This is a genomic window from Paenibacillus mangrovi (assembly GCF_022898935.1).
Classification (GTDB): Bacteria; Bacillota; Bacilli; order Paenibacillales; family Paenibacillaceae; genus Paenibacillus_AQ; species Paenibacillus_AQ mangrovi.
In genome coordinates, this window is sequence record NZ_JALIRP010000005.1 from 349,054 (window position 1) to 370,928 (window position 21,875).

At 43.7% G+C, this 21,875-nt stretch carries 20 protein-coding genes; 4 read left to right on the top strand and 16 right to left on the bottom strand.

The annotated features are described in order from the left end of the window. Positions 1-262 precede the first annotated feature (262 nt). Positions 263-1,726: a protein adenylyltransferase SelO gene (locus MUG84_RS14590; RefSeq protein ID WP_244725814.1), complete on the bottom strand. Its 1,464-nt coding sequence runs from the start codon at positions 1,724-1,726 to the stop codon at positions 263-265. Between the two features lie 210 nt (positions 1,727-1,936). On the opposite strand from MUG84_RS14590, the gene MUG84_RS14595 reads away from it, so the two are divergent. Further along, positions 1,937-2,608, top strand: a complete 672-nt coding sequence (locus MUG84_RS14595) for a YdeI/OmpD-associated family protein (protein ID WP_244725816.1) — start codon at positions 1,937-1,939, stop codon at positions 2,606-2,608. Between the two features lie 52 nt (positions 2,609-2,660). On the opposite strand, the gene MUG84_RS14600 is transcribed toward MUG84_RS14595, so the two are convergent. The 11 genes from MUG84_RS14600 to MUG84_RS14650 form a co-directional block, all read right to left on the bottom strand. Beyond that, complete coding sequence (locus MUG84_RS14600; protein ID WP_244725818.1) at positions 2,661-3,335, bottom strand: Dph6-related ATP pyrophosphatase; 675 nt, start codon at positions 3,333-3,335, stop codon at positions 2,661-2,663. Between the two features lie 163 nt (positions 3,336-3,498). Further along, positions 3,499-4,812 (bottom strand): MFS transporter, encoded by a 1,314-nt coding sequence (locus tag MUG84_RS14605; RefSeq protein WP_244725821.1) that lies wholly within the window; start codon positions 4,810-4,812, stop codon positions 3,499-3,501. Between the two features lie 205 nt (positions 4,813-5,017). Beyond that, on the bottom strand, positions 5,018-5,758 hold the full coding sequence (locus MUG84_RS14610; RefSeq protein WP_244725823.1) for a Bax inhibitor-1/YccA family protein: 741 nt from the start codon (positions 5,756-5,758) through the stop codon (positions 5,018-5,020). 102 nt (positions 5,759-5,860) lie between these two features. Continuing rightward, positions 5,861-6,961, bottom strand: a complete 1,101-nt coding sequence (locus MUG84_RS14615; RefSeq protein ID WP_244725825.1) for a DUF4179 domain-containing protein — start codon at positions 6,959-6,961, stop codon at positions 5,861-5,863. Then, on the bottom strand, positions 6,958-7,527 hold the full coding sequence (locus tag MUG84_RS14620) for a sigma-70 family RNA polymerase sigma factor (RefSeq protein WP_244725827.1): 570 nt from the start codon (positions 7,525-7,527) through the stop codon (positions 6,958-6,960). Before MUG84_RS14620 ends, MUG84_RS14615 begins: the two co-directional genes overlap by 4 nt. A gap of 227 nt (positions 7,528-7,754) precedes the next feature. Continuing rightward, on the bottom strand, positions 7,755-9,257 hold the full coding sequence (gene mqo / locus MUG84_RS14625; protein ID WP_244725829.1) for a malate dehydrogenase (quinone): 1,503 nt from the start codon (positions 9,255-9,257) through the stop codon (positions 7,755-7,757). 238 nt (positions 9,258-9,495) lie between these two features. After that, complete coding sequence (locus MUG84_RS14630; RefSeq protein ID WP_244725831.1) at positions 9,496-9,669, bottom strand: hypothetical protein; 174 nt, start codon at positions 9,667-9,669, stop codon at positions 9,496-9,498. Positions 9,670-9,693: 24 nt separating this feature from the next. Then, entirely contained in the window at positions 9,694-10,389 is a 696-nt protein-coding gene (locus tag MUG84_RS14635) for an ABC transporter permease (protein WP_244725833.1), read from the bottom strand. Further along, a complete protein-coding gene (locus MUG84_RS14640; RefSeq protein ID WP_244725835.1) occupies positions 10,382-11,305 on the bottom strand; it encodes an ABC transporter ATP-binding protein in 924 nt (307 codons plus the stop codon). The genes MUG84_RS14635 and MUG84_RS14640 overlap by 8 nt, the downstream gene beginning before the upstream one ends. A gap of 83 nt (positions 11,306-11,388) precedes the next feature. Next, positions 11,389-12,330, bottom strand: coding sequence for a sensor histidine kinase (locus MUG84_RS14645; protein ID WP_244725837.1), 942 nt, complete (start codon positions 12,328-12,330; stop codon positions 11,389-11,391). A 1-nt stretch (position 12,331) separates the two neighbouring features. Continuing rightward, positions 12,332-13,060 carry a response regulator transcription factor gene (locus MUG84_RS14650; RefSeq protein ID WP_280521325.1) on the bottom strand — a complete coding sequence of 243 codons (729 nt, stop codon included), beginning with the start codon at positions 13,058-13,060 and terminating at the stop codon, positions 12,332-12,334. A gap of 194 nt (positions 13,061-13,254) precedes the next feature. Here MUG84_RS14650 and MUG84_RS14655 point away from each other — a divergent pair, with 194 nt between their 5' ends. After that, complete coding sequence (locus MUG84_RS14655) at positions 13,255-13,998, top strand: GntR family transcriptional regulator (RefSeq protein WP_244725840.1); 744 nt, start codon at positions 13,255-13,257, stop codon at positions 13,996-13,998. 320 nt (positions 13,999-14,318) lie between these two features. Continuing rightward, complete coding sequence (locus tag MUG84_RS14660; protein ID WP_244725842.1) at positions 14,319-15,707, top strand: MFS transporter; 1,389 nt, start codon at positions 14,319-14,321, stop codon at positions 15,705-15,707. 62 nt (positions 15,708-15,769) lie between these two features. Here MUG84_RS14660 and MUG84_RS14665 read toward each other — a convergent pair whose 3' ends face one another. Next, the gene (locus MUG84_RS14665; RefSeq protein WP_244725844.1) at positions 15,770-16,579 is read right to left on the bottom strand and encodes a polysaccharide deacetylase family protein; all 810 of its coding nucleotides are present in this window, start codon (positions 16,577-16,579) and stop codon (positions 15,770-15,772) included. A 226-nt stretch (positions 16,580-16,805) separates the two neighbouring features. Next, entirely contained in the window at positions 16,806-17,513 is a 708-nt protein-coding gene (locus MUG84_RS14670) for a DNA alkylation repair protein (protein WP_244725847.1), read from the bottom strand. 192 nt (positions 17,514-17,705) lie between these two features. Between MUG84_RS14670 and MUG84_RS14675 the strand changes: the two genes are divergently transcribed. Further along, positions 17,706-19,985 (top strand): helix-turn-helix domain-containing protein, encoded by a 2,280-nt coding sequence (locus tag MUG84_RS14675; RefSeq protein ID WP_244725849.1) that lies wholly within the window; start codon positions 17,706-17,708, stop codon positions 19,983-19,985. Positions 19,986-20,012: 27 nt separating this feature from the next. Here MUG84_RS14675 and MUG84_RS14680 read toward each other — a convergent pair whose 3' ends face one another. Both MUG84_RS14680 and MUG84_RS14685 read right to left on the bottom strand, forming a co-directional pair. Next, positions 20,013-20,876 (bottom strand): carbohydrate ABC transporter permease, encoded by an 864-nt coding sequence (locus tag MUG84_RS14680; RefSeq protein ID WP_244725851.1) that lies wholly within the window; start codon positions 20,874-20,876, stop codon positions 20,013-20,015. Between the two features lie 17 nt (positions 20,877-20,893). Beyond that, entirely contained in the window at positions 20,894-21,820 is a 927-nt protein-coding gene (locus MUG84_RS14685) for an ABC transporter permease (RefSeq protein ID WP_244725854.1), read from the bottom strand. Positions 21,821-21,875 lie beyond the last annotated feature (55 nt).

A 21,875-nucleotide genomic window follows, 5' to 3' on the forward strand; every position in this document is an offset into this window, starting at 1 on the left:
TTTCTTCTGGTTGTGTTATTAAAATCTTATCCCAGGCTATTGAGATCGGTCAAACCTAACGACTAATGAGTATTATTAGCAAGCTGATCCATAGCTATCCAAATTAAGGATTCACAGCAACAGTACCTATTTGAAATAAGAAAGGAACTATGCCTATGCTGCATGCTGCGCTTAGACTATAGTTCCTCTTCTCAAAATTTTTCGCGATCACACTTATGGTACGGTTCAGCTTAAAGGGGCTACCGGCGACAAATCCACTTGATCACGTACCGCAATAAGTCCGGTAAGGCTTTGTCGACGCAGGCAATGTGCAGTATTCATCCTGTATGGCGGAGTACCCGTACGGGTCGGATAGAACAGTGAGCAGCCGTTCCATCACGCTGTAGTCTTCCTGTTCCGTTGCAGCTTCCAGTGCCGCTTCGACCCGGTGATTCCTTGGGATTACTGCAGGATTGCTGCTTCGCATCAGCTGTTTCGAGGAGGCTTCTGATTCTTGCTGTCTGCCGAGTCTCGACTTCCAGCGCTCATGCCACTGGACGAACTCTGCATCTTCAAACAGATCCGTATCCTCGATTGTATCCAAGGTTAATGCGCGGAAGGTATTGGTATAGTCCGCATGATTTTTCTCCATCAGGCGGAGGAGGGCGTTACTAAGCTCTTCATCCTCTGCTTCTGCGTTAAAAATCCCCAGCTTGGCCCTCATGCCCTCAAGCCAATTCGCTTGATACAAATCCATAAAACCGGAGATTTTGTCCTGAGCCAGCCGGACAGCTTGCTCCTGATCATCATGCAAAAGCGGTAAAAGCGTCTCAGCGAATCGTGCAAGATTCCATCCGGCAATGTACGGCTGATTACCATAAGCATAGCGGCCTTGCGAATCAATAGAGCTGAATACCGTTTCGGGATTATAGGTATCCATGAAGGCGCAAGGACCATAATCGATCGTTTCGCCGCTAATGGTCATGTTGTCGGTGTTCATCACGCCATGAATAAAGCCAGCCAGCTGCCATTTGGCAATAAGCGAAGCCTGACGCTTGATCACTTCCTCAAGCAGCCCAAGATATCGGTTCTCACCCGCTTCAACGTCTGGATAATGGCGCTCTAATGTATAGTCAGCAAGGATGCGAAGGTCCTGGGCGGTACCGAATTGTGCAACGTATTGAAAGGTACCAACACGTATATGACTGGCAGCTACACGTGTCAGAACGGCGCCCGGAAGCTCTTTTTCACGGATTATGGACTGCCCCGTTGTCACGACGGCAAGACTACGAGTGGTCGGAATGCCAAGCGCATGCATGGCTTCGCTGATAATGTATTCGCGCAGCATCGGTCCAAGGGCAGCTCGCCCATCCCCTCCACGTGAGTATGGCGTTCTGCCTGGACCCTTCAGCTGAATATCCACCCTCTCGCCTTGAGGTGAAATCTGCTCACCTAGCAGCACAGCTCGGCCGTCCCCTAACATGTTAAAGTATCCGAATTGATGCCCCGCATAAGCTTGAGCTAGAGGTATGGCCCCTTCTGGCACTTGATTCCCAGCAAGCACGGCTATGCCATCTTCGCTTTGCAGCGCCTGAACACTCAAACCAAGAGATGCTGCCAACGGATGATTGAGAATGATCAACTTTGGCGAACGTACAGGAGTCGGCTCAATACGGGAAAAAAATGATTCCGGCAGACGGGCATAGCTATTGTCGAAGTTCCATCCTGTTTCTTTATGCTTTGTCATAGACTCTCCTTATTTCTTGTGGCTTGTAATATCCTTGTGATGTCTCATCGCTTTTTTAATGTCCACTTCTTCCCATTATTATACCGTTTCCGGCAGGACGGCGGCACAGAAGTCATGTTTTTCGCAGCTTACAGGTTCGTGTTCATCTTCAAATCAGGCTATAATTGATAAATAAAAGGACACCCGAATATATGTAGGAGTTGAAAGCAATTGGCTAAATCCATAGTAGAGAAGCTTGGCTTACAAAAGTACAAGCGAGTGGCGATATTGAACCAGCCTGAAGGAAAGGATTATTTTTCGGAGCTGACAGGCTATGATACCACGCTCAAGGAAAGTGCGTATGATCTCATATTTGCTTTTGTGCTGGATCTGGAGTCATTAAAGCAACTTGTTAATCGTGTAATTGAAGGGCAGCACCTTCATAACAATGGATACCTCTTTGCGGCATATCCCAAAAAAGGGAATAAAGTATATGCCACGTTTATCCACCGCGATGATCTGCTTGAAGGTGTAGGCAGCGATGAGGAAGGATATATCGGGACAAGCAATATTAAATTTGCGCGCATGGTTGGACTGGACGATGTCTTTACCGTTGTCGGCTTCAAAGAAGATGCTAAGGGCAAAGGCCAAACTTCTTCCAAACCAAGCCAGTGTGTAGATGATTATATTTCATGGATTCCTAGTGTGGAAAAAGATTTGGAAGATACGCCAGAGCTGCTTGCATTCTACCAATCGCTTACCCCAGGGTACCGTAAAGATTGGGCGCGTTATGTGTACAGTGCCAAACAGGAGGCGACAAAAGCAAAACGCCGGGAAGAAATGAAGATGATTCTTCAGGCAGGCTATAAGAGCCGCGAACTATATCGTCAAGATCATTCATAACCCAGAGAATAATAACCTCCACCCCCATAGGCTGGAGGTTATTTTGTGGACCTCACCCGAGTTCCAAAGGCAAGAAAGCATAGTCACCATCTCTAACGATCTCACATTTACGAACAGGAATAGGACGTTTAAAAATCGGACCATCGATAACCGTCGTATGGAACTCGCCGCCTTCGCCGCAAGGGTCGATACCACGTGCTTGAAGTTCCTCCACATACTCATGGGTTAGAACCCGTCCCAAATCCTCTTCTTTCATCCCTAATGATAGATTTACCGTAACAAGGATCGTGACAAATCCCAGATTGATAAATTCCCGGACGGCCTCCAGATGATCCATTTCCCATAGCGGCATCCCCAGCTTTAAGCCGGCATTTTGGGTCACCTTATCATGCCAGCAACCGTGAGCAGGCATGTCTAAATCCCCGGTCACCAATACTCTAGCGCCCTGATCTTTGGCTTGCTTGAGCAGCCCTATAAAGACGGATTCATAATCTGTCCAGCTTGCTGCTCCTGTATAAACCGGTAAGCCGATTGATTCGGCTTGGGCGCGAATAAGCTCCGGCGGCATTCCATGCGATCTGGAGCGCTTCCCTTCTTCCTCCAGCATGACAATCAGCCCGATCGCTTCACCAACCTGCATGGCCTTATATAAAGCCAGAACGCTATCTTTTCCACCACTAAAAGAAGCAATAAATCTATGCCCGCAGGCTCCGTTTTTCCAATCCATATTTCTGCGATCCCTATCCTTTCGCTTCTGCTGTCCACTTTGGTGTATTGCTTGGTGAACTTCACTCCATACTATAGCGCACTTCTCAACCTCATGCCTATAAACAAAAAGGAACAGCACGAAGCTGCTCCTCATCCATAATGATATATATTAGCATCTGTTTCTAGCTCGATAGATTATTTTGAATCGCTGATACTTTAGATTTACTACGGGACCATATAACGACTGGTATCAGTAAAAGTGCGAGTCCGCCTCCAGCAAGCGATAGCGCTGCGTAACTGGAACTCGCTACAACCATACCGGAAAGTGCTCCGCCCGATGCCCCAGCTAGTGCTACTAACACATCGATCGTTCCTTGAGTTTTTGCACGAGTTGTTATATCAGTCGCGTCTACGATAAGTGCAGTCCCACTAATTAAACCAAGGTTCCAGCCGAGTCCGAGCAGCGCAAGAGCAATGATAAGAACCAGTAAAGAATCCGCAGGCGCTACAGCTGCAACAATACCAGCAAGCAATAGAGTGCCACCCGAAGCTATTGACATAGCTGCACGACCGATCTTATCAACAAGCATACCTGTAATGAGGGAAGGGAAATACATCGCCCCAATATGGATGCCTATGACTAATCCTACATCTCCCATACTATGACCATGGTGCTTCATATGTATTGGCGTCATTGTCATAATTGCGACCATAACGATTTGAGTTAAGATCATGACTGTCGCTCCTACAACTAAGCCTCTGTTATTCATTTTATGGGATTTTGTTTGCGTTGCTGTTGGCTGGCTTAGGTCTGATTGTTCTCTAAATACAGCTTTCGCTACGATGAATGGGTCCGGACGGAGGAAAATCAAAAATACCAAACCTGCGAGGATGAATGCCGCAGCACCTAAAATAAACGGACCCGCAAGGGCAGGAACACCTATTGAAGTTGCAAATTGACCCATAACACCTACCATGCCCGGACCTGCAACCGCGCCGAAAGTAGTTGAAACCATTGCAATACTAACTGCTTTAGCCCGCTGAGAAGGCCCAGCTAAATCTGTTCCTGCATAACGTGCTTGTAAGTTCGTAGCCGTGCCTGCACCGTATATAAGAAGCGATACAAACAAAAGTACAATACTATGATTGACTGCAGCCAATATGACCCCTATTGCACCAACCCCGCCTACCAAGAATCCTGCGGCAAGCCCCAATCGGCGCCCGTATTGTTGTGAAAAACGCCCAACAAGAAATGCCGCCACAGCAGAACCAAGCGTGAGTAAGGCGGCGGGAACACCTGCCAAACTGTCCGTTCCGAGCATTTCCTGTGCAAGGAGTGCGCCGACGGTTACTCCAGCAGCAAGGCCTGCACCACCAAAAATTTGTGATATGACTACAATGAGCAGGGAACGCCTATACAATTGTCGCTGCAGATCTGGGGAATCAACGTAACCTTGAATATAACTGTCTGTTATACTACGGGATTCATGCTGCATCGCATCGAACCACCTTTCGATTATAAATTACCTCCATGGATGGGGTGACATATTAGAATGATGATAAATTCGCCGTTTCTTCGTGTCAAGGTGTTATCGGTGCTAGCTTGGCTCATAAAAAATGCACCTCCAATTGTTAGTTGTGTCTAACAATTGGGGTGCAGTTCACTTTCTCGGGCAGCCTTCTTATGGTGTAGGGCTGGGATTAGTCCCGGCTCGCCAGCTTCGAAAGCAGACGGATAATCTCGACGTACAGCCATACGAGGGTAACCAACAAACTGAAGCCGCCGTACCACTCCATATATTTCGGTGCGCCCTGCCGTACCCCTTCTTCGATAAAATTAAAGTCGAGCACGAAATTCAATGCAGCAATGATAACGATGACAATCGAAATCCCGATCCCGATCGGGGTGCTATCATGCAAATAGGGGACCGTCACACCGAACAAGCCGAGCACGAAACTAAGCAAGTATACAAGCGCGATTCCGAGCGTAGCAGCGAAAACACCTCGCTTAAAGCCTTCACTCGCTTTGATCAATCCGGTCTTGTAAGAGATCAGCATTGCCAAGAATATGCACATGGTCAGTAAGGCTGCCTGCAGGGTAATACCGTAATATAATGATTCGTAAGTAGCCGATAAAGCCCCTACAAAAAAACCTTCCGCAATCGCATAGATCGGCGCCAAATACGGTGCTGTTGTTGGCTTAAAGCTAATAATCAACGCCAGAACCAAGCCGCCAATCGCACCTCCGATGATGTACGGGTATATATCGTACCCATTGAAGAACATAGCCCATGATACGACAGCTGCTCCAAGAAGAAACGCAAGCAGCATGAACGATTTATTCACCGTTCCCCCGATCGTCATGGTCTCTTGTCCATTGTAATACCCGCTCTTTTCAAACGTTTTTTTGTTAAGTGTCGGATTTCCGCTGCGACCTATCAAATCAATTGCCTCCCCAACTTTTTATTTTCATTCTATCATATGTTGGGAAATTTTAGGGTATACAAAATTATTATTCTATTACGAATCGTTAGCATCAATGCTTTATTTCTTTAATTCAATCACGATGTCATCTAATGTATATTCTTCTTTACCTTTACCCGATTTTTGAGGAATTGGAATTTCTTTCGATCCATCTTCTGTTATTTCAACCCCACCATGATTATCAGCAGTATGCTCATATAAAGAAAGATGCGGAGTTATGATGAGCTTCGTTGCTTTCGGGTCAAGTTTTTCGAAAGTATTGCTAAGGTGTATGTTATAGCCCTCGCTATCGTCTCCAAATCCTCCATTATCTTTACCGGCGTAATGATTGCCTATGTCATCTTTAATTTCGAGAGAAACATCGACGCCGCCCCATTTATTTCTTACCTTCTCGCTAACCACTTGGTCATAATACACGATAAAGGACATCGGTGTGACGGATATTTTATCGATATTCACGGATACTCCATCATGGTCCACACGACGATTAATCAATTGCGTATCGCTTTCCGTTGCCTTTAATGCAAGCGCAAAATTCCAATTTCCTGTTATTTTTTCATTGCTATCTTGAATCGTGATACTCTCGATGTTCCATTTTAATTCTACTTTGTCTTTTTCCTTAGGATGAAATCCGGATCCCGTGATTAGCCCGACATAATGATTTTGATCCACTTTCGTAATTTGATTGCTGCCTGCCATCCCTTCTGCGCCTTTAATATCTAGAAACCCTTGGATGATCGGGTCAGCACCTAAATCTTTATTACTTTCTATTGAATAGGTTAAGGATACCGTCTCACCGTCGAAAATCGCATCATTGATGGTGACTTTAATGCCATTGCTCTCTTGTGACATGTTGATCGTGCTAGAATACTCCTTATAATCCTGATACACACCAGTTCCAAGATCCAAATATCTAAAAATATTTCCGATGATCGGAATGCTGCTCGCATAAGCAGGGAACGTTGCTCCGAGCGCTGCAGTCGATATCCCAGCTACGAGGGCTGCAGCCACAATACCTTTTTTCCACAGTTTTTTCTTCCGATGTATGGATTCTTTTACTGCTTTTTTGACTCTAGCCCGTTCGAATTCACTGACCTTCATTTCCTCAAATTCATTGTCACCCATGTCCACATCGTTCAATAGTTCATAAATATCCTTCATAGTACCTGACCTCCCATATTTAGATCCATAGCTTTGGTATAAAGCCTCTTTTTCCCTCGATAAATTCGATTGTCGATCGCCGCTCGGGTCAAACCGAGTTTTTGCGAGATATCCTCCGTCTTTAAACCTAAGAAGAACTTCATGATAAAAATATCCCGATCTACCGGTTCCAGCTGATTGATGAGATGAATAAGTTCCCTCTGGTCCTCCCTTAAGATAAGCTCATCTTCTGCAGATCTTTCGGGTATGAAATCCAAGTCATCATTCGTGATAAAATCCGTCTTTGTCCGATTCTTTCTGTAGTAATCAATAGCCTTAAACTTTGCGATCGCATAAATCCACTTCTTGAAATCCGCCGCATCTCCGCTAAATTTTTTCGCATTGTTCCATATGGTAAGAAAAATATCATTAATACATTCTTCGATGATTCCATCGTTCTTAAGAGGGGAGAGAACTTTGTAAGTTGTCCCTTTGATTAGCGGTAAATATGTATCAATTACGAATTCCAATGCGTCTTCTTTTTTTCGCTGCAATCGCTGTATAAAGTTATTTTCATTGGATCTCATGTACATCACTCCCTTTGTTATCATACCTTTTATACTCTAAACAACGAATCGAAAATCTTTTTCTCTCACGTACACTTGATTTTCTTGCACAAAAAAGCGCCAAGAACATTGGACTGTTCTTTGACGCTCCCTTTGATATGAGTTTGTGTTTGCTTTGCAGACAGAGCAAAACGGCCTTTCACCCCATGGAATTCGGGAGGAAGGCCGTTTTATTATTTTTATACTGTCTACATGACCGATTTCAGTGCACTATTAAGACCAAGCGTTCTCGCTGTTGATGTGTGAATTTTATGGATAAGCTCTGGGTTTTCCACCAGTGACATGCCATAAGAAGGAACCATTTCTTTTATTTTGGGTTCCCACGCTTTTAGATGCTCAGGGAAGCATTTTTCGATGATCTCAAGCATGACGGAAACGGCAGTAGAAGCACCCGGAGAAGCGCCAAGTAGTGCTGCGATCGATCCATCTGCGGCAGTAACAACTTCTGTACCAAATTGAAGCGTTCCTTTACCGCCGGCAGCCGTATCTTTGATCACTTGCACACGCTGGCCGGCCACCAATAGATCCCAATCCTCGCTTTTGGCGTTCGGGATAAACTCTCGGAGCTCTTCCATACGCTTTTCTTTTGATAACATCACTTGCTGGACCAGGTATTTTGTCAATGAAAGGTTTTTTGCACCTGCCGCGAGCATCGTTAACACGTTATTCGGTTTTACAGAACCTAACAGATCAAACATGGAGCCGGTTTTCAAGAACTTTGGTGAGAAGCCGGCAAACGGTCCAAAGAGCAGCGATTTTTTATTCTCGATAAATCTTGTGTCCAGATGCGGAACAGACATAGGAGGTGCACCAACCTTAGCTTTACCGTAAACTTTGGCGTGATGCTGTGCTACAACTTCCGGATTATTGCAGACCATAAATAGTCCACTGATTGGGAATCCTCCAATATGTTTGCTTTCAGGAATTCCGGATTTTTGAAGCAAAGGAAGACTTCCTCCTCCTCCGCCAATAAAGACGAATTTTGCAGTATGGCGTTCGACCTTACCGCTATCGAGATTCCGTGTCTTCAATTCCCATGCGCCATCGCTAGTACGTTTAATATCATCTACACTATGCTTGTAATGGATATCGACGTTTTTCTTCTTTAAGTGGTCGAACAATATGCGCGTTAAAGCACCAAAGTTGACGTCCGTTCCAGAGTCCATTTTTGTAGCTGCTATAGGTTCATTCGATCTCCGGTCTTTCATAATCAGCGGAATCCATTCCATCAGCTTTTTCGGGTCATCGGAAAATTCCATCCCTTGAAACAGAGGATTGTTTGACATCGTTTCAACACGTTTTTTCAAAAACGCTACATCTTGTTCCCCTTGTACCAAGCTCATATGAGGCAATGGCATGATAAAGTCTTGCGGGTTACGAATCAGATTGCTGTTTACAAGATAAGACCAAAACTGCATTGAAACTTGAAAATGTTCATTAACGGTTATCGCTTTGCTAATATCGATGGATCCGTCCGGTTTTTCGGTTGTATAGTTAAGCTCGCACAGAGCAGCATGCCCCGTACCCGCATTATTCAACTCGTTAGAGCTTTCCTCTCCTGAGCTTGATAGCTTCTCAAACACTGTGATTTTCCAGTCCGGTACTAATTCTTTCAACAGTGTCCCCAAAGTCGCACTCATGATTCCGGCACCAATTAAGATAACGTCTGTTTCGGTTTGTCTGTCGCTCATTTTTAACCGCCCTTACACGCTAGTATTTGAAGAAAAGGATGTAGGCGCTCTCACAGTAAGCCAGACTGCGACCTGGTCACACACCTTTTCTGAATGAATTATCACCTGATCTTAGTATATCACTATTTTATTGACTATTAAATAATTGTTAAATGCAATTTAAAAGCTGGTAAAAGAATCTGAAATAATAAATCACCAACCCCTCATGGAATTGGTGATTTTAATTCACTCCTGTCGCTTACCGCTTATTCCTCGTGAACAATAACCCGAATGCAGACAGGATACCTAATCCGGCCGCACCATACAGGTTGATGAGTACTTCACTCTTCCCTGTTCCCCAATACAGTAGTCCGTTGAATACCAACGTAGCGATACAAAACAAAATCACCCATTTTAACACTTGATTCTTCATCCTGATCCTCTCCTCCCGCTTCCGTTACTTGAGTACGTCAATATGCTCGATATTGCGGATCGACATGTACGCGACAGCCGCACCGAGGAGTGCCAGACCAATCGGTACCGCAATGATGGAGTATAAGCTGAAGCCGTCGACGCTCTGGCAGACGAGCGCCACGACGATGAGCGACGACACGATGGTGGCCACGCCGGAATGATTACGCATGCCAAAGTACAGCGGAATCAGGCTTAAGAAGCTAGTTGCCAGCGCGCTCATGACGATCTTCAGCAGCGATGTGGCTGCAACGGACCACGTGAGCGGCCCCGGAATAACGGATGCAAACAGATTAAATACATAAAATCCAACGCCAACAAACAGGTTCGCCACAATATCCGCAGCTAGCGTAAACAGCACGACGACGAGCAGCTTGGCCGCGATGAGCTTTTTGCGATTGATCGGGTACATGAACAGCACCGTGATCGATTTGTTGCGGAACTCGTCAATGACGAGCCGTGAAATGAGCACCGACGCGAACACGATATACGTCCCCCGAACGAGCGTATCGATGACGAAGAACGCCATGTCGTAGCTCGTAAAAGGGATCCCCTGTTTAATTTCCTCGATACTGCTGATCAAGCAGATTAAACCTAAAATCACGACACCCGCAATCATCGCCGCCCGAATATAAGACCCTATACGAAACTTGCGCATTTCGAGCTTCATGAGCTTAAGCAACGAGGCCACCCCCGTTCAGGATGGACAGGAAATAATCCTCGAGCGACCCTTTTTTCTTATGAACCGCCTCGATCGCGACATCGTGCATGACCAATACCTTCATCAGCTCGTTTTGCGGAATGCTGCAGTCATAAATACGGATTTGTCCTTCGTCGTTGACGCGAACATTGGTTATATGTAAATAGTTTTCAAGCACGTAAACCGCTTTACTGCTTTCGTTTGTCGTGATTTCGATATATTCCGTAGTTAGTTTGGCGATATGTTCCATCGAAACCTCCTGCAGTAGCTTGCCGTCGTTCATAACGGCGATCGTGTCGGCGATCAGCTCGATTTCCCCAAGAATATGGCTCGATATGAGAATCGTGATTCCATATTGCTTGCTCAGCATTTTGAACAGATCGCGAAGCTCCTTAATGCCTAACGGATCGAGACCGTTAATCGGCTCATCGAGAATAAGCAGCTCCGGTTTCGTCGTGATCGCTCGGGCGATGCCAAGCCGTTGCTTCATCCCCAGTGAAAACTCCTTCACTAGCTTGCCGTCGATCCCCTTCAAATTCACCAGCTCAAGCGCCTCATCGATCGACTTTTTGTTATGATAGCCCATGTATTCAGTGTGCAGTTCCAAATTTTCGCGGGCCGTCAGCTTTTCGTAAAAAATCGGGTTTTCGATGATCGTGCCCATTCGCCCCAGCTGCCGGTACGACGTATCGGTCAGCCGTTCGCCGAAAATTTCGATTTCGCCCGCCGTCGGCTTCACCAGGCCCGTGATCATTTTCATGACCGTTGTTTTGCCTGCTCCGTTCGGTCCAAGCATGCCGTATATTTCGCCTTGCTTAATGTTCATATTGACGTTCGAGACAACTTCCTTGCCCCTGTATGCCCGGGTCAGCTGCTTCGTTCTTACGATATGCGTCATTGCTCGATGCCTCCTCTATTGATTACAAGCTTTATTGTAAGCATCGAATTTTGCTTTTTTCTTACCCGATTCTTACTTATTTCTTAAGCCGTGAAGGCGATTCGTTTCAGCTTGATGCTAAACACTGTTTTTTCGTACGGCCTGCTATGGATGCGGATCGTCCCTTCTTGCGCTTCGACCAGCCTTTTCGTAATCGTCAGCCCGAGACCACTGCCCTGATACGATTTGTTGCGGGAGTCCTCCAGTGTGTACATCCGCTCGAACACCTGGTCCTGATGCAGCTCGTCGATCCCTTTGCCCCGATCCCATACGTCCACGTACACAAACTCGTCGTCGCCCCGCAATGTTAATCCGACCGTCATTCCCTCCCCGCCATGCTGAATCGCATTAGCGATTAAATTGTTCAGGATGCGGTCCAGCGCTTCTTCGTTCCCCCACGCAAGCAGAGGCTTGTCCGGAATCTCGATTGCGACTTCGAAGCCTTTGGCCGTCAGCGTGTCGTAGAAAGCCAGCATATTCTTCCCGCAAATATCGTTCATATGAATCCGGGATAGCGGAATCGGCTTGTCCCCTGACTCGAGTCTCGCCAAATCGAAAAATTGGCGAATCAGCTCCAGCACCTCGTTTGCCTTGGCGTGTACCTTAGACAACAGAACCTTTCTTTCTTCCGCGTTCATATCCGGATCCAGATTGATCGTTTCGATATAACCAAGCACGACGGTAAGCGGCGTCTTCAAATCATGCGAAATGTTCGAGATCATTTTCCGCATCGACTGCTCCATCTTCAGGAAATTTGCCGCCCTTTGCTGGTTATACTCTAGCAAATGGTTGATTTCGATCAAGACTGGTATCAATGCAGGGTCGTCCGTAAAAACGAGCAGCTTCTCGCTTGTGCCGCCTGCGATAATTTCATTTAATTTGTTATGTATTTGCTCCAAGTTGAAGCTTCTTGTCCGATAGGCACGATATTGAATCGCAATCACTACAATCAAAATGACGACGAGCACAGCTAGCGCGATCACCATATCATTGTCCTTCCCACTTGTAGCCGATGCCCCAAAGCGTCTTGATATACCGGGGTTCGGACGGCTGGTCTTCGATCTTCTCACGCAACCTTCGAATATGGACGTTAATGACGTTTTCGTCGCCGTAATATTCGTCGTTCCATATAAAACCGTACAGCTGCGCCTTCGTGAATACGCGATTCGGGTTCGTGGCGAACAGCTTAAGTATTTCGAATTCTTTGGCCGTTAGCTTCAGATCGGCATCGTTTTTCGACGCTGAGTAATTATCCAAATCGATGCGCAGCGAGCCGAAAGTCAGCACTTCGGAAGCCGGCGGATGCGCCTGATCTGCGGCCACAGTGGTGGACGGTCTGGGATTCGAGTACATCGTGGCGCGGCGAATCACCGCTTTGATCCGGGCCGACACCTCAATAAGAGAAAACGGCTTCGCGATGTAATCATCGGCACCGAAGCCCAGTCCGATCGCCTTATCGACGTCACTGTCCTTCGCCGACATGATGAGGATCGGCACCGAGCTATTTTCTCGAATCAGCTTAATCACCTCGATACCGTCCAGCTTCGGCATCATAATATCGACAATGACCATATCAAAGGCACTTTGCCTGAACAGGGCAATTCCGTCCAGTCCATTAAACGCCGCCGAGACGCCGTATCCTTCTTTAACCAAATAATTTTGCAGCATTTCGACGATTTGAGTATCGTCCTCGATCAGCAATATGTTATGCGACATGATGTTCTCCCCTCAATATATCTATACTAAAAATTATAGCCCGGGGTATACGGAATGCATAGAGAATAGCCGCATTTACGTTTTAAATAACTTATAGATCATAGTTTTTTGAAAGCGTATTAATTTCCTTGGAAAAGTACGTTACAATAGAACTAAGACAGAATCTCGTTTAATAAATGATAGGGGTATACGAAATGAACATTAAACCTCAGGAACTCAACAAGCAAAAGAAACCACTATCCGTCGTTATATATGATCAATTGTACAAATTAATCATGGATGGAGCATTTCCTCTGGGCAGTCAGCTTCCCACAGAACCCGAATTGGCCAAAAAATTTGGGGTAAGCAGAATGACATTGAGACATGCTTTGGCACTTCTGCAGGAAGATGGATTGGTTAAAAATATCCATGGAAAAGGAAACTTCATTACAAAATTCCATCATAATGAAAGTTTGGATGGCTTGGAGAAGCTGGGGAATCCCTTATATAAATGCTATACGGGGGAAATCGATGATATCGAACTTCATTTTCGAATTGACCTATTAACGGATTATGCCATGCAAGTATTAAATCAACCCATGACCGCAGTTGTGGCGTTGGAACGTTGGTATAAAAGCAACGATAAAATCGTAGCTTTCGCTTTTACGATGATGCCAATCGAAGCCGTTTCCCAATTAAATCTGGATTTACAGAACGAAAAGCAAGTACTGAACATGCTGGAAGAGAAGGTATATGAACTAGCCAATTCCTCTACCATTGAGATTAAACGTTCGAATTCCGTGAATACTCCGTCGTCGCTTAAATACCAGCTTTCCGATAAAGAGGAATGTGATTTGATTCTAGAAAGTGTATATATTAGCGATAAATACCCTGTTGTTTATAACAAATATTATATCCCCATTCAATGCAGTCAAATTAGAATTAAAACATCTAAATAAACTTTAATTCAATTTATCCAAATAACCAAATATTAGTTTCATGAATTTAGAAGCGATGTATTTCTTATGAATACATTGCTTTTTTGTTACAAATTATACAAATATCGAAAGGTTGTCAGCGAGATAAAAACTGTGGTAACATTCTCTTTGTTAAAGCGTATACAACTTTTTATACAACTATACAATGTTGTATATTTTATGGAGTCGTCATGCAACTCATGAAATCGTAACCAAAAGGAATATGTGATTTTGGGGTGTTTCATGAAACGCTGCCTTTTAAACATCATAAGAAGGAAACAACAAAGGAGAAGAATACAGCTATGTCTACAACAACTGCAGATGCGAGCGTGAAGAAAACGCAGGAATATAATGCAAAGAAAGCAGTACCTATTACCCTACTGTTATTTCTATTATGCTTGGTCATTGATAATTCGTTTAAGATTGTTTCTGTTGATATGGCAAAGGATTTCCACATTTCAGCGACGGCAGTCAGCTTGCAAGCAACCCTAGCTGGCCTTGTGATTGGAATCGGGGCCGTGGTATACGCAGCTTTGGCGGATTCCATTAGTTTCAAAAAACTTTTTAGCGCTGGTATTATTCTAATATGTATCGGTTCAGTCATGGGATATGTGTTTCAACATTCGTATACACTCGTTGTTGTCTCACGAATGATCCAAACTGCAGGTTTAGCATCAGCTGAAACATTATATGTTATCTTTGTAACGAAACATTTGCCTGCCCATGAACAAAAGAAATTTTTAGGATTAAGTACAAGCAGCTTCGCTCTCTCACAGCTTATTGGTGCATTAACTGGAGGTTACGTCTCAACGTATTTCCATTGGACAACGCTGTTTTTAATTTCTTTAGCAACACTTTTCACCCTTCCTTTTATTCTGAAATATCTTCCTAAGGAAGAAGCGAAAAACAGTCATGTCGATGTATTAGGATTATTTCTAGTAGGAACCATTTCAGCATCCCTGCTGATGTTTATTACCGATTTCAATTGGGCTTACCTGCTCTTGTTTATCGGTGCAATTACTTTGTTCCTTATTTATATCAGTAAGAACTCCAAAGCTTTTATCGGAATATCATTCTTTAAAAACAAACAGTTTATCTCATTGCTTGGAGTTGCTTTTGTCATTTACTCAGTACAGTTAGCCTATATTTTCTTATTTCCATTCTTGCTTGAGAAGATTTATGGTTTAAAGCTAGATACCATTTCATTATTATTGATTCCAGGCTATATTGCAGCTACGATCGTCGGGGCTCTTTCTGGAAAAATTGCAACGTTTCTCGGAAGCAAGCAATGTATTACAATCGCTATGTTTAGCATTATAATCAGCTTACTATTGGGCGGATTCTTTGTAGAAACTTCTGTGGTTGTATTCGTAATTTCCATGGTGTTATTCTCTAGTTCATTTGCATTCATGTATGCACCATTACTTAATTCTTGTATTCATACGATTGAAAAAGAAAAGACAGGTACAGCCGTCGGATTTTATAATTTAACACTGAATATCGCGATGTCAATCGGAATTGCCTATACAGCAGCCATGATGGATCATTCCGCATTACGAACAAGCTTCCTAGGGATTACAAGCAATTTAGATGCTTCCATGTTTAGTAATATCCTATTCATCCTCGCATTTATTACCCTGTTCAGTTTATCTCTGTACTGGGTATTGATAGGACGAAAAGCGACGAAATAGATATTAAAAAAAGAACCCTGAACGTAAAAGTTTAGGGTTCTTTTGATTATTTCCATCGTTAATTAGTAACGATTTTGCAGCTTCTGCCGGAAAGTGGGAAGATCCTCCGTTCCCGAGACGATAATCCGTTTAAGCAGCAGTGGATTTTGCACAGACGATGTCCATCCGTCCTCAAAGGTAAAAGCGTACTCGTATCCGCATTTCTTGGCAATCTCTACCGTATCTTTACTCCGCAGCCCATAAGGGTACGCCATCGCATTGACTTTCTCGTGCATGTGGCTTTCGATTGCTTGCTTAGAGCCAGCGATTTCGTCGGTCTGGTCTTTGGAAGACATCAGCGACAAATCCGGGTGAGTACGGGTGTGAGACATGATATCCCATCCGGCCTTTTGTAATTCGCTCAGTTCGCTCCAAGTCGCATAAGAATCGCTACCCACCCAATTCGTAATAACAAACATGGTGGCTGTGAATCCGTATTGCTGCATGATCGGAAAAGCTTGTTTATAATTATCAGCATATCCGTCGTCAAAAGTAATCAGGACGAACTTGCCCGTGTTCTTGATCTTGCCTTTCATCAGCGCATCGAACTGCTGCATATTGATGCTTGTATAGCCGAGGTCATGAAGCGTGCTCATTTGCTTGCGAAACTGTTCCGGTGTCACGACATATTCGTTCGTGGCCTTGGTGCTTACGGAATGATAAGCTAGAACGGGTACTTCCACCTGAGTTTGCTTGGGATTCGGGGCGGCATTGGCTTGGTAAAAGAACAAGTTGTCGGCCATAATCAGAAGGAAGAAGATTAAACCAATGGCAGCGATCAGCATGATCGGCCATTTCCGCAGGCGTCGTTGCTTGGGATGAATCGATTCCATCGAAAATCTCGCCTTTCTAGTTGCTTTTCTGTGTCGAAAAATAAGAAATCACCTTATATATACTATCACAAGTAACAACATCTCCGTTATTCTGTGTGATGACTTGAAACTTCGGCGCATGGGTGCGGATCACACAAAAAAGGCTTATTCCCATTTCAACAATAGGAATAAGCCTTCCTTAGATTATACCTTGAACCTTTCCACAATTTCATTCCATATTTATTGACTAACACCTTACATATTTTCGTTTGAAGCCGAGCTGCCCTTTATCTTCCGCCTTTTGAATATTAACTAAAGCATTCAAGAACTTGCTTTTTGCGCTACCGCTATTGACTTCCACCAGGCCAACTTCCTTCGCGATCTCGACCGCCTTATCATGAAGCGGCAGATAGGATACTCCCACAGTGTACATGAAATTGTTCATCGCGTATTTCGTGCGTTCAGGGGCATCATGAATCGTATTTTTTACAAGTTCCAACATATCGGCTATTTTCCCTTCGGAAAATTCACTGTCCGGACGATTTCCGAGCATCCAACAGTAACAGCTCCAGCCCGCCGACATTTTCAGCTCTATATCACTTGCAATCCATTTATCGGCAGCTTCTTGCGCAATATCCGTTTCTGCCAAAGTTACTGCTACCACATAATCCGATAGCATATAAAAGTAAGCTCGATCAATCCACCGTTCAAAATCCGCCTCAGACATCGCTTTAGGGTCCGCGATCACCCCCGCAAAGTACATCGCATCGTAATTCCCTGTAGCATAGAGTTCCTCAGCCAATGGTTGATTGCGTTTTATTTTCCTGAAGATGGGCTTCATAGCCCCTGTGGCCACGCCAAAAAGCGGTTCGTGCGCGCCATTGGATAGGTATATCTTCTTGGTACGTTCCTTGCCGAGAGCTTCAAGCTCTTGCATAACCATTTCTAGATTCATTATTCGCACTTCCTTTATAATGATTTGTCGTTAGGGATTAAGCCATCTTTACTTGAATATATCATAAAGCGGCCTTAATCCTACAAATACTCATCTTTTGTTTATTTTAATAAAAATTGATATTGAGCAGAGAAAGTGAAAACATTGCGTTGATGTTCTTCAGCTATAATAAAAATCAGGAGGAACTGACACATGTTGGAATTAATTCGAAAGTTCAAACTGAATTCACTGCCTGTAAGAATTTTGTTTTGTTTTCTTACTGTTCTAAGTATTCTATCTACCATCTTTGTATTTTCCTTTTCCTATTACAGCCGCGGTATAGAAAAAGAGATTGTTGCCTATCACGAAGCATTAAATCAACAAACAGTCGATTCTTTTGACAAGCAGTTTCGGGTATGGCGCGGTCTTTTGCTTGGATATCAGTTTGACAGCCGAATTCAACAGATCGCAGAACAAAGTTACACTTCAGGTAAATACTCATTGGACTATATCATGGTCGATAACATCATTAAATCGATCCAAACGACGATATCGCAATCGTCATATTACTTAGAGGATCTTTTCATTGTGTTCAAAGATCAAAATTTTATTATCAATAAACAGGCACTCATTGATAAAGATCGTTTTCTAGATAAATATTACCATTTGGCGAATTCAAATCTGGAAGCGTGGATTTTTGCTCCTTCCCCCTCATCGGAGCTTTCCATTTTTCCAAATACGGAATTTCAGATAGGCTATAACGGCAATAAGACCAAGTCCTTACTCCCTGTCCAAATCAATTTGCCCAAAAGTGAATATAACATCGTAGCATTTATTGATATCGATCGGTTATATAAAGATCAATTTGGCTATATATTCGCCGACCAGTTTGTTCTCAATTCATCGTTCGATATCATATTTCAATCGAATGAAAAACAACCCCTGGATATCTCTCTTGTGAGTGACTCCTTGGAGCATTCGAGTACAGATTGGATTTTACACGATCAGCATTATTACTTTTTCAAAAAAAACAATGAAAATCACCAGATCTATGTCACCGCGATCGCCATGTCGGATATGAACAAAACGCTGTTAAAGTTAAACCATATTACTCTTGTATTATTCATCCTGGCTTTAGTTCTGGCTATTATTACGTCCATTGTGTTTAGCAAACAGCTAAATACTCCCGTTCGAAATTTGTTAAAGCAAATGTCACTAGAGGGCGAACCTGAACAAACCAATCCGTTATTGCGCTCCTCTATTTTTGAATTTCAAATGATCAATGAACATATTCAAAAATTGCATCTGAATCGTTCTGATATTGAAAGCAAGCTGGCCAATCATGAAAATTTGTTAACCCACTATCACTACATGACACGGTTGAAAAATATTTCTTTCAATACGAATTGGAACTGGCCCAAACAAACCGGAACCTTCTACATCGTTATGTATCAAGCGAGAATTAGACATATTCTGGAGGAAAATATCGTTAATGAAAGCATGAAGAGAATTTATGATCACATACACCAAATATCAGCGGATCTATTCGGTCAATCGATTACAACCATTCAAATGGAAGACACACAGCTGCTCTCTTTTGTGCCAGATAGCCTCCATGGAAAGCTTAATTCGTTCCTAGACGAATTTGTACAGGTCATGGATTCCGAGAAATCATCGATATTGCTAACTATTGCAGTCAGCCCATTAATTACTGAATCTACCCAACTGCAGTCGGTATATCACCAGCTTCTGCAGCGAACCAAGCTTACAAAACCAATTACGGAACACCAGATTTTTTATACTTCCGACACGAATGACATAACGATAACGGATGAACCGATGATTTTGTGGCTAGAAGAAGATCGACTGATTTCGGAATATCTACTCATGGGTAATATATCTCTGTCCCAGCAAACCATTTCGAAGCTTTTTGATGAGATGGACGAATGGACATCCACAACAGCACAACTAATCGAACTTTCGGATTATGTCATTCGCAAATACAAGAGGGCACTAAAGCAGTTAAAGGTGGAGTTTCCGAGCTCTCTCATCAATTTTAAGCTGTACCTTCAAGAATGTGTAACCATTGAACATTACAAGATGCTTATTTTATCCATACTGGACGATGTTTTGCAGCTAATTAACGAAAAAAGAGCCGGAGCACAGGATATCATCAACACGGTTTTGTCTTACATCGAAAATCACTATCAGGATGACATTTCCCTAGATTCCATTGCTTCCAAGCTCAATATGTCGACTGGGTATTTATCTTTGTATATCAAAGAAAACACCGGCATTAATTTTATCGATCATTTGAATGGCATCAGGCTAAAGCATGCCAAGCACATGCTTCAAAGCACCAACCTGTCTATTCAGGGAGTCGGCATGCAAGTCGGATATCGTAATGCCACGTCATTTATTCGTATGTTTAAAAAAGAAACCGGTGTTACACCAGGTGATTTCCGAAAAAAAACAACATACCCTCTTATTTGAGGGTATGTTGTTTTTTGAGGTTTCCTGTTAACCTTTTACCGAACCAAGCGTAACACCTTTTACAAAGTATTTTTGAAGGAACGGGTAAACACACAAAATTGGAAGCGTTGAAATAATAATGGCCGCGTACTTCATCGCAGGTTCTACGACAACAATGTTGCCGCTGACCGGTGCTCCGCTGCCCGTCATTTCACTGGACAGCACAATATTGCGTAGGAACAATTGCAGCGGGTACAGCTCTTCACTGCGTAAGTACAACAATGGCGACATAAACCCATTCCAGATCCCTACAGCATAGAACAAGCCGACTGAAGCGATAACCGCTTGTGAAATAGGTAATACAATCTTGAACAAAATGCCAATATCCGATAGACCATCCACTTTCGCTGACTCTTCCAGTTCCTTAGGAATGCCAAGAAAAAACGTTCGCATGATAATCAAATTCCAAGTGGAGATCAACCCTGGAAGCACCATGGCCCAAATGGAATCCAGCAAGCCCAGCCCTCTGACGACCAGAAATGTCGGGATCATCCCCCCATTAATAAACATCGTCAGTACAATCATAAGCATGATCGGCTTTTGGAAAACCATCTGCTTCTTGGATAGCGGATAGGCACCTAGCACAGTCACCAGCAAACTGCATGCCGTGCCCAAGGCGACATATATCAGCGTATTTTTATACCCGGTTAAAATTCTTCCATCTTCGAATACATACCTGTACATATCGAGATTGAAATCAACGGGGTACAACCACACTTTTCCTTGTGAGATCGGTCCGCCTCCGCTCATGGAAACAGCTATCATATAAATAAACGGATAAAGGCATATCACAACGACGAGCATCAGGATCAATACATTCACATAATCAAACCAGGTCGCTTTTCGATTCATATCTTTATGTCCCCTGTTTACCACAAACTGTTGCCGTTAATTCTACGGCTCGCCCAGTTCGCGCTGATAATAAAAATAATGCTAATCATCCCGGTAAATAAGTCAATCGCGGTAGCATAGCTGTACTTGCCCTCTGAAAGCCCTACCCGGTAAACATAGGTACTAATAATATCCGCTTTTGAGTATACGGCAGGTGTCGCTAACAAATAGACTTTTTCAAACCCAATTTCCAAAACCTTTCCAATATCCAAAATAAGGATAATGAGCGCCGTCGGTGCGATTCCCGGCATCGTAATGTTCCATGTCGTTTGCCAGCGATTCGCTCCGTCCAGCCGCGCCGCTTCGTACTGCTGAATATCAATCGTACTTAGAGCCGCCAGGTAAATGATCGTACTCCAGCCTAGATGCTGCCAAATTTCGCTTGAAACATAAATTGATCGGAACCAAGACTCCTCTACGAGGAAATTGATACGATCAAAACCGAGGAAAGAGATCAATTCATTGATAATCCCGTTACGTGGAGACAAAAACATAGTCATAATACCGGCAACAATGACGTTTGAAATAAAATGCGGCAAATAGCTGACTGTCTGTACAAAGCGTCTGAAAAACGCATGGCGAACCTCGTTGATAAGCAAAGCAAGTATAATGGGTGCAGGAAAACCGAACAGCAATTTCATAAACCCGAGTACAAACGTATTCTTGAGAACCGGCCAAAAATCACGACTGTTCATGAAGTGATTAAACCACTTGAAGCCTACCCAGGGGCTATCCCATATTCCGCGATGCAAGTTGTAATCCTTAAATGCGATAACAATGCCGAGCATCGGTCCATACTTAAAAATAAGGTAATACAAGACACAGGGCAAAACGAGCAAAAGCAGATAACGATCTTGTCGCACTCGTGCAATCCAGGACTTTTTGTTCAATATTTCGTGCCTCATTCTGACTTTATCCCTTCTCCCATGTGGACTCAATGATAAAGTCTTCCTCCTTCCT

Bases quoted from the DNA above. Each gene is read 5' to 3' on its own strand.
- MUG84_RS14590 (WP_244725814.1), bottom strand. From the start codon at position 1,726: ATGACAAAGCATAAAGAAACAGGATGGAACTTCGACAATAGCTATGCC.
- MUG84_RS14600 (WP_244725818.1), bottom strand. From the start codon at position 3,335: ATGGATTGGAAAAACGGAGCCTGCGGGCATAGATTTATTGCTTCTTTT.
- MUG84_RS14605 (WP_244725821.1), bottom strand. From the start codon at position 4,812: ATGCAGCATGAATCCCGTAGTATAACAGACAGTTATATTCAAGGTTAC.
- MUG84_RS14615 (WP_244725825.1), bottom strand. From the start codon at position 6,961: ATGAAGGATATTTATGAACTATTGAACGATGTGGACATGGGTGACAAT.
- MUG84_RS14620 (WP_244725827.1), bottom strand. From the start codon at position 7,527: ATGAGATCCAATGAAAATAACTTTATACAGCGATTGCAGCGAAAAAAA.
- mqo (WP_244725829.1), bottom strand. From the start codon at position 9,257: ATGAGCGACAGACAAACCGAAACAGACGTTATCTTAATTGGTGCCGGA.
- MUG84_RS14630 (WP_244725831.1), bottom strand. From the start codon at position 9,669: ATGAAGAATCAAGTGTTAAAATGGGTGATTTTGTTTTGTATCGCTACG.
- MUG84_RS14640 (WP_244725835.1), bottom strand. From the start codon at position 11,305: ATGACGCATATCGTAAGAACGAAGCAGCTGACCCGGGCATACAGGGGC.
- MUG84_RS14645 (WP_244725837.1), bottom strand. From the start codon at position 12,330: ATGGTGATCGCGCTAGCTGTGCTCGTCGTCATTTTGATTGTAGTGATT.
- MUG84_RS14650 (WP_280521325.1), bottom strand. From the start codon at position 13,060: ATGTCGCATAACATATTGCTGATCGAGGACGATACTCAAATCGTCGAA.
- MUG84_RS14655 (WP_244725840.1), top strand. From the start codon at position 13,255: ATGAACATTAAACCTCAGGAACTCAACAAGCAAAAGAAACCACTATCC.
- MUG84_RS14660 (WP_244725842.1), top strand. From the start codon at position 14,319: ATGTCTACAACAACTGCAGATGCGAGCGTGAAGAAAACGCAGGAATAT.
- MUG84_RS14665 (WP_244725844.1), bottom strand. From the start codon at position 16,579: ATGGAATCGATTCATCCCAAGCAACGACGCCTGCGGAAATGGCCGATC.
- MUG84_RS14670 (WP_244725847.1), bottom strand. From the start codon at position 17,513: ATGAATCTAGAAATGGTTATGCAAGAGCTTGAAGCTCTCGGCAAGGAA.
- MUG84_RS14675 (WP_244725849.1), top strand. From the start codon at position 17,706: ATGTTGGAATTAATTCGAAAGTTCAAACTGAATTCACTGCCTGTAAGA.
- MUG84_RS14680 (WP_244725851.1), bottom strand. From the start codon at position 20,876: ATGAATCGAAAAGCGACCTGGTTTGATTATGTGAATGTATTGATCCTG.
- MUG84_RS14685 (WP_244725854.1), bottom strand. From the start codon at position 21,820: ATGAGGCACGAAATATTGAACAAAAAGTCCTGGATTGCACGAGTGCGA.